This window comes from Vibrio sp. nBUS_14, from assembly GCF_051201655.1.
Lineage (GTDB): Bacteria > Pseudomonadota > Gammaproteobacteria > Enterobacterales > Vibrionaceae > Vibrio.
In genome coordinates this window covers 59159-72947 of sequence record NZ_CP179207.1, presented here as the reverse complement: position 1 = coordinate 72947, position 13789 = coordinate 59159, and the positions used below count along the sequence as shown (strand labels likewise).

The following is a 13789-nucleotide window of genomic DNA, read 5'->3' as shown; positions in this document are numbered from 1 at the left end:
GTGTTTGATTGCCTATTTGGCAACGAGTCGGTATAGGTAGCGGCCGTCGTAACTTTGAGTACCCACGTCTCTTTCATCCATGGTTGTCATATTCAACCCGAGGACACGCCCATAACGAGCGGCATCGCTGGTGATATAAGAACCATAGTTCGAGTAGCCACCACTCGTCACGTCATTAAATTTAAAGACATTGGAGTTGATGGGTAGCAACCCGTATAGTTCTGCTTTTGATGGGTAGCGCCAGTTTGCTTTACCACACACCTTTTGTGTATTTCGTGTTGAAATTAAAGGTGTTACCTCTACGTACTTCTTGAAACGACTGCTGTCTCCGTTGGTAAACAGTTGCCAAATCAGCTTACTGTCAGCGTCTTGCGCGCAAATTGCATTTTGGCGATCGGCTACCACGTTCCCTTGCATATCTAGGTACTGGTATGTTGTCGCTTTTTCTCTAACCAGACGCCCTAAGATGACGGCATCTTCAGTACCATCGACTGCCGAACGACGGACATCTTGGTAGCTGCGTTCAGAGCTGTAGTTTGTGATGTATTGTTTGTTGTCCTTTGCTTGATTCGACCAGTAGTAAAAAATCACGCCACCGTAATAGCTAGATTTGTCATACTCCGGATCCAGCCCTCGGTGATGAGGGAATGCATCTGTATCGATTGTTATGGTCGAGTTTGAGCTAGAGATTGCTTTAGTTTGCAGTGAAAGTAGCTGAGACAGCGCTGGTACTTTCCAATCATTGAAGCCACATAAGTTCGCATTATTAGTGCTCTCTAGCAGGCCGTTACTGCCTAAAACACTTGCTACACCAGAGGCCGAAGCGTCATAAGCAAGATCGTCAGCACCATTTGGTCGGCCGTCTTTGAGCAGTGTCCATACTCGGCGTTTGCCTGTGATGTCAGTGTCTTCAACACAACGCCAGCCTTGTTGGTAGGTGGTGCTTTTTGGTAGGTAGTTACCTAACTCGTCCAATTTAGCAAAGCGGCTGCTTACCATTGCGTCAGCTTGAGAAACGCTAAAGCCATTGTCTTTCGCCAGTTTTAGTCCATCTTTTGCTAGCACTTTTGATTGTACTAGGTTGTGGATTTTGGCCGTCGTGTTCATCTCACTGATAAACTTCTGGAACAATGTAGTTAGGGTGGCAAACTCCGAGCCCAGCGATTGTGTCGATGTATTCAGATCACTTGCGAACGAATTAACCATGCCATATTGATACTCTAGGTCTGAGATAGCCTTGTACAGGTCTAAACTTGCCTGGTGAATGTCCTTAGCCAATGACGCTGAGCTTAGTGCGTTGGTCGAGCTAGATAGACTTACGGACTTTTGCTGCATGAACGCTAATTTTTGAGCAAACTCAGAACCAGAGACTAGTGCGCTTAGTACAACGGTGTTTTGCTCTAATTTAGCGACTTGCTCCTTATACGCTTTTACCTTGTTAATGAATTCAAGGCTCTCAGCATCAGTTCGGCTTTGAGCAACAGAGGCCTGAAACTCAAGAGCTTTTAGCTTTAGCTTTGTGTTCTTAAGATCATCTGCCCATGGTTGGGTCAAAGCCTGCAGTTCTACTACTTTAGCTTGAGCTTCCGCTTCTAATGCAGCGTAACCTTTGCTCTTAGATTGATTGGCGGTTAGCCAGGTTTCTAAATAAAGCTCTGTAGCGTTAATTTTTGTATCTTGCGTACCCAGAAAGGCGGTTATTTCAGTCGTCGCGCTATTTACACCAGTGAGTAACTCTTTGCCTGATGGCAATTGCCATTTAGCGTATGCGTATTTTGAATAATATTGCTCAACAGACTCTTGGCCTTTGTTGATAGTGACAGCGGCGCCATTTTTATCCGCTAATATATTTGTTGACTGATTCGATACCAAGTAACCACCACTTCTTAGATCTGATGGCAGTGTTGCAGGGTCCCGTTGCGATAGCATAATCACTTCATTGGTGTCTGGAAGCGCCCAACCAGTGATATCACAAGCAATGAGTCGAGCGACTTTATCGAAGACGGTATCGGTTTCTGAAGAGAATCGCCTCGCCCGAAACGTCGGCTCCCCTTGCCCTTTATCGTCGTATTCAGCAATACAATTGAGCGAGTACGTATTCCATGAGCCGTCGTAACTAAAATCAGCGGCTTGCGAACGGGTTTTCATTGGTACGAATTTTAATGCCGTGAAGCTACTACTCGCCGCTGTCGCCCAAAGCGTGTCGCTGGTTGAGTTTGCGACACCTTCTTTCGCATTTCCTTTTAGTCGGATACCGACACTAGCCTTGTCATATGCTTCTGGGCCAATGAACTGTGGGTTCGAAATAGCAGGGTGCCAAGTGAGGCCTTTGTCGTTGGTGAACTCATAGTATTCGGCATCATCAAAGCGGACAGATTGACCATCAACGTTAGCCGTTAAGTAGTCCCACTCAAAACCATTGGTCTTGATTGGGTTTGAGCCAGTAAAAGTGTTGGTTATCTCAGGCGATGTTGGTGCTGGAATCTCAAACACTTTGGTGAAGGCTTGTGTGGTTAATGCTGCTACGCCATGAGGCATACCATTCGTCTGGTTTTGAGCGACGCGTATTTGAACCTCACCGATACTTTTGTCGATATTACCAATCACTAAAGGCTTAGCGGTTACTTTTGTCCAAGTAGAACCTGAGTCGAGTGTGACTTCAAAGTGCTCGGGCTGAGTGAATTCACCAAAGTATGTCCAATCTAGCGTGTTGTCCGTATCGTTCACCACTAGACCTGTTGGAGCATTGGGTGCAGATGGACGAACGGTAAACGCAGTATCATTTTTCAGCTCTGATCCACTAGGACGACCGGTGATTGGATCTCTTTTGACTCGTACTTGAATTGAGTTAACAGCGTAAGCTTGATCTTTTAACTGATAAGGTTTCTGAGTAACTGTTGCCCAACCAGTGTTGAGTACATTGATCTCGTAATCTGCAGCTTCTGAAAAGCCTGTTACGAATGTCCAATCAAATGTGTCTAACCCATCGTGAGTGATTGGAGATGTTGGTGCCGATGGCTTGTCAGGTGTCACCGAGTATGACTTATCTGAGCACAGCGTTTCACCAGGTTCATGTTGAGGATCTGTTCCTGCTTTCACTCTCACACAGACTTGTCCCTTAGCAAACGTCTCATCTGGGACTGCTTGTGGGTTGCTAGTTACAGGGGTAAAAGTAATGCCTCTATCGAGAGAGTATTCGTAGAAATTACTTCCCGTAAATCCTTCAACGTCTGTCCATGCGAATGTGTTTTCTGCATCGTCAACAATCGGTGAGGTTGGTGCTATAGGTTGATTTTCTGAGCGAGTGAATACAGAGCTGATAACCAACGGAACTCCCGCGGGGCGGGCATCCAGTGCATTTGACTTAACGCGAACCGAAATCGTGTTTGCAGGAAGTGAAACATTGCCAACAAGATACGGCAGTGCAGTTACGTCCTGCCAACCATTACCTAGATTAATCTCGTAGAAAGATGGCGCATCATACCCAGAGACCCAAAGCCAGTTGATCTGATTAGTGCTGTCGTTTGCAAAATCCAGCACAGGTTTTGCTGGTTGCGCTGGGGTTACCGTCATCGATTGTTCTGACGCTGAACTTAATCCTGTTGGGTGACCTAGCGAGTCATTTTTGGCTACACGAACTTTTAGATGTCCAACTGGAATATCTAGATCTGGAATTTCTTGAGGCTTTTCAGTCGCTTGCGTCCAGCTTGAGCCGTTATCTAATGAATATTCATACAAACCTAGTTCATTAAACGAGTCGACAAATGCCCAATCAAATTGATTGATCGCGTTATTCACACTAATCCAGGCTGGAGCAGCAGGCACTGTCGTTAGCGTAAACGCTTTGTCTGAAAGCATGGACTTTCCGGTAGGGGTATTACGAACGTTAGACGCAGCAACTCGAACTTGAACGGCTCCTTTGTCGAACGCCAGTTTCCCTACAACAATCGGCTTACGAATTACCGTTGTCCAAGTCTTCCCTGAATCCAATGAATATTCGTAATCTGTATTGTGAGTGAAGCCACGCACAAGCTGCCAATCGAAGGTGTCTGAGGCATCATTGACTTGACCGTGCTTAGGCGCTGGTGGTCTAGTGATGATTTCATTGCCATCGATGTCTTCTTGGGAAACTTTGAGTTGGTCTCGGTATTCCTTACCAAGTTGTTTCAATGCGCTATCGGTTCCTGATGCGCCATGAGGCAGCAAATCGGTCTTGGCTTTAAATTCTGCTAAATCAAGCTCTGCCAGCTTGTACATAGATCCTTTTCGAGCATTTACTTGGTCGACACCTGCATCAACAGAGGCCATTTGTGCTTCTTGAAGTACGCGAGTAACACCGCGCGCAAACATGTGTACTTCACGGCTTTTGGTTGAGTTTGATGCGGAATAATCACCAACAGCCAGTTTTTTATCGATGCCTAAGTCGCTGGCTACAAGCTGGGTTGCTTCATCAAAACTGATACCACTGGTTCTCGACACACTTGCAATGAGAGACGTCACGGGGCTAATCACGTCCGAATTGCTACTCGGTACTTCTAGCGTAAATCCGGATTCAATAGGCTGATTCGGTGAATCCATATCGATGGTTATACCGGCAACCGCTTCGACCAATATTGGGTATTGGGCGACATCATTGTCGACGTCTAGTTGGAATCGTCCTTCGGTGTCCGTAGTGGCAATGTCTCCATCAGCAGAGTCGCACATAGCATTGCTGTTTCTGTCTAAACAAACCTTCGCGTTGCGTAAATAACCATCCAAAGCTATGCCCGAAATATTCTGAGAACTTGGCTTAGTTTGTGACTGTTTGAGCTTCGGATCTGACTCTGCTCCGCCACAAGCAATCAGCATTGTGGAAACGAGTGAAACACTCATTAATTTGTATGGATTCCTTACCACCTGAACTCCAAATAATTTATAAATTACCCATAGGAAAGGCGAAGGATGTTAATTTAAATAATAGTAATTATCAATATCATTTGATCTTTTATTTCGTTAAGTGATTAAATAGCAAAATAAAATACTATCAATCAAATCATAAATTAGGTGAATCGGTCGAAAAATGCACAATAAATTCTTAATATGCAAATTATCACTAGCAATCTCTAGTGTCTTAATGGTCTCAGGATGTGGAGGCAGTTCTGATAGCGAAAACCCAGTTGGGTCTACGGCTTCAGGCTATGCGTTTCTAGATTCATTAGTCTGCGCTGATGCAGATCTGAATAGCGTATGCAGTGATCAAGAGAAACAGATTGCTGATGTTTCTGGGTACGCACAGCAAAGGCAATATGATGGTGCAATTTTGACTGCTTCTCCTGGTATGAAAGTGGTGACGCCTTTCACTACTTTGATTCATAGCGAGATGATGTTTAACCCAACGGTAAGTAACGATGTAGAACAAGCAAAAGCATCGCTTCAAAGTAAGTTAGGCGATCATGTTGGCATCAATTTTGATGTTCTAGACTCAACTCATGGGTCTAAAGATCTATCAAATCTGTTGTTAAAATCGCTGAAAAAGGCGCAAACTGACGGAAAGCAAGCTGCATACACAAATATTGCCCATGCTCTCGACCTCATGATCGAGCATAAAACGTTAGACCTGTCAGGCGTCGATGTCGCAGGGACTGCTTCGAAGCACTTACAAATAGAGGATGCTTTGGTTGTTCGCGGTTCACAATCAGTACCACAGTTATCTGGTGCGAAGTCGATTGCTCTCAACCCAGCAAGTAGTCAGATTGTGTTTCTAACGGCAGATGATGTCGTGATGCAAATCGATAGCTCTTCACGTAATAAGCCTGTTACCCTTGATAGTGGTTTAGCCTCTCAAGATAATTCTGGCTTGATTAGTATTCGTTCTCACGATGACGATTACGATTACGATTACGATGATGATGATGATGATGATGATGATGATGATGATGATGATGACCACCATGGAGGCGGAACTGGTGGCGGAGAGATACCGGTAGAGTCTAACGAAATCATTCAGTTAGTACCTACATTGAATGGTAGTCAAGCCTATAAAGTTTATAAGCCTACGTCTTACGCCTCACCGACGGCGAGTGATATTTGTAATAGTAAAGGTGCCAACGGCATCTTTTTATCGAGTCTAACCAGTACCAATAATAATAGTGGTGCAAAGGCGTTTAAGATTGATACCTACAGTAGCCGAAGTGGAGGAACGCTGCCGCCAATTCCTAAGCCTAAACCCGCTGAAACTCCTGATTCTATTCAATCATGTATCAACGATAACTTTACAAAAGTGATTCCATTGCTGCAAAGCGGTTCGTTATTGGCAGTTAAAAATACTGGCAGTTCGATTTACTTGCAGCAAGAGCTCAGATCGTTAAGTGTTGCCAAGTTAACTATGAATAATTCGCGTCACGCACTTAAATCCTCTTCGCCTCAGATCATGCCATCTTATGACCAAAGTGAAGCTTTGATTGTTTATAAGAATTATTCTTCGAGCGCCAACTTAGCAGCTGAGGTTATTGATACGACCAACTTATCGACGAAGATGACGATTGATAAGTTAAACCTTAAAACAGCCAATATTGTCGTGGATCAGCAGATATTGTTGGGGTTGGATAATAACAAGCTTGAATGGGTTTCAAACTCGATTCAGCAAACGGTACTTGGAGAGTTGGATGTCGATTCTGCAATTAGCAAGATAGCGACATCGCGAGACGGAAAAACCAGTGCTATCACCACAGCAACTTCTCTTTATATCGTTGATAACATGACGAGAAGCTTACTTGTAACAGAGTCTCTGAGTAACAATGCTATCAAGTCTTTGTATGTGTTAGAAGATAAGGTCATTGCACTGACTTCTTCAGGGGTGGATTACTATCAATTCCGAAATATTAGTGGTCCGGCTCTTAAAGTTGGCAGTCAACTGGTGACCAAAGAACTCCTCAAAAAGTGGGAAGACAGTGGAAACTCGAGCTGGAACTCTACTAACTTGGGATACATTCTTTCTCAAACGGGTACAGAAAGTGAAATCTCCGACAAATTTAAAAACGTCAATCTCTCGTTTTCTCCGACCAATGCGACAACTTCAAGTGGCATCACTGGGGTGCACGTTAGCGGCTTAGAGCGAGGCGAGTGGTTAACCTTCTATAAAGCTCTATAAGGGATGTTGTTTATGAAAGGGGGAGGTCAGCTCCCTCTCTCATAGGTGAATTACTTGTCGACCTGTAAAATTGATAGGTCCGCCACCTGTAAGCATCATACATAGCATCTGATTCTGGGTGAAGGTGCTGAAATAACCGCGTGGGCCTTATTAACCATCTTCCCAATGCTCTCCAAGTGCTTCAGTGTTATAACCAATGCTATTTAAGTACTCCTGTGATAGTGAGCTGGTAAATAACTTACCGTCGAGACTCAAGATATCAATACACGCATTATTTAAGGTTGAGTTTAAGTCGGTACACATTTACGTTTTTTTACTTAACAGTAAACGGAGCATCATTGGTTAATTCGATGCCCGCAGGGCGGCCTGTGATGATATCCTCTTTAACTCGAACTATGATTGAATTTGCTGAGTAACTTTTGGCTTTGTTGCGTAATTCAGTGGAACTAAATCAAGAACCTACGATCTGATCAGCTACGTCTACTACCTCTCGTAGCCCTATGCCTCGTTACAAAACAATCAACAGGAAGCAATACAACCAATCACTCATTAACCGCAGGTCTCTGACCTTTTGGACTGATGAGAGGCGATAAGCGGGTGGGCGCAAAGCAAACAGAATAAGCGCGGGAGGCCACGTCGGTTCAGTGATTTAGCTATCACGACAGCGCTCAGATAAAGCGAGTCTTTTCTATGCCACTGAGAGTGCTGAAAGGATTTGTCTACTCGGTATTTAGACTTGCTCATGTTCCATTAAGTTGTCTGCATTACACCTGCATCAGTCATAGAGCCAAGCAGGTTAGGTCTCATTTAAGACTAAAATGAGAGGAGCAATACAGCACCTAGCCATTGATGCGACTGACCTTAAGGTTTGTGGCGAAAGTGAATGGAAAGTCAAAAAACACGAGACGGACGGAAAGCGTAGAGTCTGGCGAAAGCTGCATATTGCCGTCGATACAAGTACTAATGAAATTATTGCAGCCGATCTAAGTTGATCGACGGTTACAGATCACGAAGCCCTCCCGAACCGACTGAAACAAACGCGCCGAAGTATCCATGGGGTGTCTGGTGATGGCGTTTACGACACGAAAGCGTGTCACGCTGCTATTAAGATGAAGCAAGCCGTTGCGCTTGTTTCCCCAAGAGAAGGGACAGTCTTCTGGGTGCGTGGTCACCCTAGAAATCTCGCAGTGGGTTGCCAGAAGTTATAAGGTTATCTCTTGCAATAAGAGATAACCTTATATGGCAAAAAAGGCCTCGAGTGAGGCCATTCAAATTAATTTAATCGATTAGAGTTAAAGACTAAGGGTTTGAGATACACGCTACATAGTTTTGTCTATAAAAATGTTTGCTAGTAATAACGTCGTTGTCGGAAGAATCATAAAGGTAAGTATTATATTTACTATGTTCAGATTTTGATTCTGACACACAAAATGTCGGATCATTAGGTTCAAAGACAAAATCAAAATACACATCACCAGCAGCTTCATTAGAGGCTTTTATCAGTTCATTTGCACTTGGCAAACGCCAGTTTGATCGACCTCCTAATAATTTATTGTTATAAACTCCACATAATTTGTGTGCTCCACTAAGAGAGAAATTATAGAAATAAGCTTTACCATCAAGCCCCCCCGGAGTCTCATAAGACACTTTGCTGGAATTTTTTGTGTCATCAAATCTTTTGAATACCCCCCCAAGAGTGTTTAGATAAGCCTGTGAAGGGGGGAAAGTAATCAACTTTCCATCATTTTGGCGCCATAAATAAATACACGGGCCACCAAAATCTTTACATTTAGGGACTTCTATGGTGAAACTTTTGCTTGTTGATGCTTCTGCTCCGTGAGGCATACCAGTGTCAGGATTTTCACGCACACGTACCTGAACTTCACCTGCTTTTTTGGCTATATTTCCAATTGGAATAGGTTTCGTAGTTACCGTTGCCCAAGTTGTACCTGAGTCGAGCGTGACTTCAAAGTACTCGGGGTGAGTGAACTCGTCGAAGTATGCCCAATTGAGTGTGTTGTCTACGTCGTTAACCACCAGACCAGTCGGGGCTTTGGGTGCTTTCGGAACCGCTGTAAACTCAACATCATTATATAATTCATCGCCTACAGGACGACCCGTTTGGAAATCTTCTTTGACCCGAACGATGATTGAACCCACCGCGTAATCTTCTTGACCTAATTGATATGGCTTGTGCGTAACTGACTTCCAATTACCTAATGAATTAATTTGGATTTCATAATCGTTGTTGCTGCTGAACCCAGGTACGAATGTCCAATCAAATGTATCATTATCATCATCTGTGATCGGGGCGGTCGGTGCTTCTGGTTGCTGTGGTGTTTCTGTATAGGGTTTATCGGAGCACAGCGTTTCACCGGCTTCATGTTGAGGATCCGATTCTGCTTTCACCCGTACACAGATTTTCCCTTTAGCAAACACCTCATCTGGGACTGTTTGTGGGTTGCTAGTTGCAGGGCTAAAAGTAATACCTCTGTCTAAAGAGTATTCGTAGTCGTCACTGCCCGTAAATCCTTCAACGTCTGTCCATGCGAACGAGTTTTCAGCATCGTCAACAATAGGCATGGTTGGCGCTACAGGCTGATGCTCTGAGCGAATGAATGCAGAGCCAATGACCAATGGAACGCCGGCAGGGCGTGCATCCAATGCATTTGACTTAACGCGAACCGAAATCGTGTTTGCAGGAAGTGAAACATTGCCAACGAGATAAGGTAGTGTGGTCACGTCTTTCCAACCGCTACCTAGATTAATTTCGTAGAAAGACGGAGCGTTGTATCCGTTAACCCAAAGCCAATTGATTTGATTGGTGCTGTCATCAGCAAATTCCAGTACTGGCTGCGTCGGTTGTACTGGGGTTACCGTCATCGGTGTTTCTGAAGCTGCACTTAAACCGGTTGGGTGACCTAGAGAATCATCTTTAGCAACACGAACTTTTAGGTGTCCACGAGGAATATCGAGATCTCGGATGTTCTGTGGTTTTTCAGTGGCTTGTATCCAGTTTAAGCCGTCATCTAATGAATATTCATACAAACCTAGTTCATTAAACGAGTCGACAAATGCCCAATCAAATTGATTGATCGCGTTATTTACCGTAATCGAAGCTGGTGCTGCCGGAACTGTTGTAAGCGTAAATGCTTTGTCTGAAAGAAGCGGTTTACCTGCTGGCGTATTACGAACGTCAGACGCAGCAACTCGAACTTGACCGTACCTAGGCGCTGGCGGGCTAGTGATGATTTTATTTCCATCGATGTCTTCTTGGGAAACTTTGAGTTGGTCTCGGTATTCCTTACCAAGTTGTTTCAATGCGCTATCGGTTCCTGATGCGCCATGAGACAGCTTATCGGTCTCGGCTTTAAATTTTACTAAATCAAGCTCTGCCAGCTTGTAGATAGATCCTTTTCGAGCATTTACTTGGTCGACACCTGCATCAACAGAGGCTATTTGTGCTTCTTGAAGTACGCGAGTAACGCCGCGCGCAAACATATGTACTTCGCGGCTTTTAGCTGCGCTAGAACCGGAGTAATCACCAATAGCCAGTTGTTTGTCGATTCCTAAGTCATTGGCAACAAGCTGGGATGCTGCATCAAAACTGATACCACTGGTTCTCGACACACTTGCAATGAGAGACGTCACGGGGCTAATCACGTCCGAATTGCTACTCGGTACTTCTAGCGTAAATCCGGATTCAATAGGCTGATTCGGTGAATCCATATCGATGGTTATACCGGCAACCGCTTCGACCAATATTGGGTATTGGACGACATCATTGTCGACGTCTAGTTGGAATCGTCCTTCGGTGTCCGTAGTGGCAATGTCTCCATCGGCAGAATCACACATCGCATTGCTGTTTCTGTCTAAACAGACCTTGGCTTTGTGCAAATAACCATCTAACGCTATACCTGAGATATTCGAGGATTTTGGCTGAGTTTGTGACTGGTTAAGCTTGGGGTCTGATTCTGCACCACCACAAGCCATAAGCATTGTGGAAATGAGTGAAACACTCATTAGTTTGTATGGATTTCTTACCATCTGAACTCCAAATTATTTATTCTGTGGATACAGAAAACCACGGGTTTACCCGTGGATGAATGCCTTTGGAGACGGTACGATGGATAAATGCAATATTACACCTCATCCCATAGTATCTACTACACGAAGTATCACGTAGTTTGGGTAACTAAGTACCGTCGGAAAATCCTGAATCCTGGTATGTGCAGCTACCTACGGAAGGTTATGCCAAAGTTACTGCGAAGTTTACCTGGCGTTGAGATAGAGACGATAGGCTTTGATGAAGATCATCTGCATATGATGATGCTTATCCCACCGAAATACAGTATTTCAGACGTCATGGGTAAACTAAAAAGCCAATCGTCGCACCACATGCGAAAAACGTTCAGTTGGCTAAGTAAGGTTTACTGGAAAGAGAACATTGTGTGGTCGCCAGGTTACTTTGTCAGTAGCGTAGGCGTGAATGAACAAGTTATAGCGAATTACGTTAGACACCAGGGCGAAAAGGATTCTGGTCAACTCCGCATGGAGTTGTAACAGTAAGTACCCCGTGCATGCACGGGGGTATCTACAAATTATCCATAGAAAAGGCAGAGGATGTTAATTTAAATAATAGTGATTATCAATATCATTTGATCTTTTATTTCGTTAAGTGATTTAATAGCCAGATTAAATGCTATCGACTAAGTCATAGGCTAGGTGAATTGGTCGAAAAAATTAACAATAAATTCTTAATATGCAAATTATCACTAGCTATCTCTAGTGTCTTAATGGTCGTTGGCTGCGGTCGAGGTTCGGGCGGAAATAGTTCTGTGGGAACGTCTGCTTAAGGCTATCCTTATCAAGGTTCATTAGTATGTGCTGATGCAGATCTGAATGGCGTATGTAGTGACCAAGAGAAACAGCTTGAAGTGGTCTCTGGGTACGCGAAACAGAGGCAATATGATGGTGCAATTTTGACCGCCTCTCCCAGTATGGAATTGGTAACACCTTTCACGACCTTGATTCATAGTGAGATGATGTTTAACCCCAGCGTAAGCAACGATATTGAACAAGCAAAAGCATCACTTCAAAGTAAATTGGGTGATCATGTCGGCATCAATTTCAGCTTGCTAGATACAACGTATGGCCCCAAAGAACTGTCTAATGTGTTGCTAAAATCGTTGAAAAAGGAAAAAAATGACGGTAAGCAAGCCTCTTACACAAATATTGCTCACGCTCTGGATCTAATGATAAAGCACCAGACTTTAGATTTATCTGCCATTGATGTTGCAGGATCGGTTTCTAGACATCTACAAATTGAAGATTCATTGGTGGAAAGAGGTTCCCAGTCAGTACCAGAACTGTATAGAGCTAAGTCGATTGCATTGAACCCTGCGAACAGCCAGATTGTGTTTGTTACGGCGAACGATGTGGTTATGCAGATTGATAGTACGTCACGTAATAAACCTGTGACAGTCAATGGCGACCCTGCATCTCAGGTAGTTTCTGGTTTGGTTAGTATCCGTTCGTACGACGATGATGACCACGATTTCGATCACGGAAGTGGTACTGGTGGTGGGGAAACAACGGTAGATGCTAATGAAATCATTCAGTTAGTAGCGGCGTTAAATGGTGTTCAGGCCTACAAGGTTTACAAGCCGACCGCTTACGTCTCACCGACAGCGAGTGATATTTGTAATAGCCAAGGCGCTAATGGTGTTTTCCTCACGAGCCTCAATGGTTCCCTTGTTACAAAGCGGCTCGTTATTAGCGATTAAAAATACCGGAAGCTCGATATACTCACAGAAAGAGCTCAAATCGCTAAGTTCTAATAAACTAGATATGAAATGCTGGGGTCACGCGTTGAAAGCTTCCTCACCTCAAGTCATGCCATCTTATGACGAAAGTGAAGCTTTGATTGTCTATAAGAATTACTTTTCAAACAGCAATTTAGCGGCAGAAATTATTGATACCTCTAACCTTTCGACTAAGATGACCGTTGATAATTTAAACCTTAAAACAGCCAGTATTGCCGCGAATCAGTAAATACTGTTAGGGTTGGATAGTAATAAGATTGAGTGGGTATCTAACTCGATACAAAAAACCGTACTTGGAGAGCTGAGCGTCGATGCTGAAATTAGCAAGATTGCGACATCGCGAGATGGAAAAATCAGCGCCATTACAACGGCGAACTCTCTGTATATCGTTGATAACATGATAAGAGCCTTACTCGTACAAGAGGCTCTGAGTAGCAATGCCATTAAATCTTTGTACGTGTTGGAAGAAAAGGTTATTGCGGTTACCTCTTCTGGCGCTGACTACTATCAGTTCCGAAACATTAGTGGCCCAGCACTCAAAGTTGGCAGCCAACTGGTGACAAAAGATCTTCTCAAAAAATGGGAAGACGGTGGAAACTCAAGCTGGAATTCTACTAACTTGGGATACATTCTTTCTCAAACGGGTACAGAAAGTGAACTCTCCGATAAATTCAAAAACGTTAACCTTTCATTCTCTCCATCTAATGCAACAAGCTCGAGTGGTATCACTGGCGTGAACGTTAGCGGCTTAGAGCGAGGCGAGTGGTTAACCTTCTATAAAGCTCTATAAAGACATTTAATGAATAAAGGAGGGAGGTTAGCTCCCTTCTTTATT

General features: G+C 43.9%; 3 protein-coding genes and 3 pseudogenes. 4 read left to right on the top strand and 2 right to left on the bottom strand.

Annotated features, from left to right (window positions below; all coding sequences use genetic code 11):
- Window positions 1–12 precede the first annotated feature (12 nt).
- Window positions 13–4872, bottom strand: coding sequence for a DUF1566 domain-containing protein (locus ACMAZD_RS17870; protein ID WP_435250024.1), 4860 nt, complete (start codon window positions 4870–4872; stop codon window positions 13–15).
- Window positions 4873–5113: 241 nt separating this feature from the next.
- Between ACMAZD_RS17870 and ACMAZD_RS17865 the strand changes: the two genes are divergently transcribed.
- Complete coding sequence (locus tag ACMAZD_RS17865; protein WP_435250023.1) at window positions 5114–7129, top strand: hypothetical protein; 2016 nt, start codon at window positions 5114–5116, stop codon at window positions 7127–7129.
- 500 nt (window positions 7130–7629) lie between these two features.
- Window positions 7630–8334 (top strand): annotated as a pseudogene (locus ACMAZD_RS17860) (IS5 family transposase); the annotation flags it as partial.
- A 586-nt stretch (window positions 8335–8920) separates the two neighbouring features.
- On the opposite strand, the pseudogene ACMAZD_RS17855 reads toward ACMAZD_RS17860, so the two are convergent.
- Window positions 8921–11152: pseudogene (locus tag ACMAZD_RS17855) on the bottom strand (DUF1566 domain-containing protein); the annotation flags it as partial.
- A 111-nt stretch (window positions 11153–11263) separates the two neighbouring features.
- Between ACMAZD_RS17855 and tnpA the strand changes: the two are divergent.
- Window positions 11264–11692: an IS200/IS605 family transposase gene (gene tnpA / locus ACMAZD_RS17850; RefSeq protein ID WP_435248912.1), complete on the top strand. Its 429-nt coding sequence runs from the start codon at window positions 11264–11266 to the stop codon at window positions 11690–11692.
- A 233-nt stretch (window positions 11693–11925) separates the two neighbouring features.
- Window positions 11926–13744 (top strand): annotated as a pseudogene (locus tag ACMAZD_RS17845) (hypothetical protein).
- The last annotated feature ends 45 nt before the right edge of the window (window positions 13745–13789 follow it).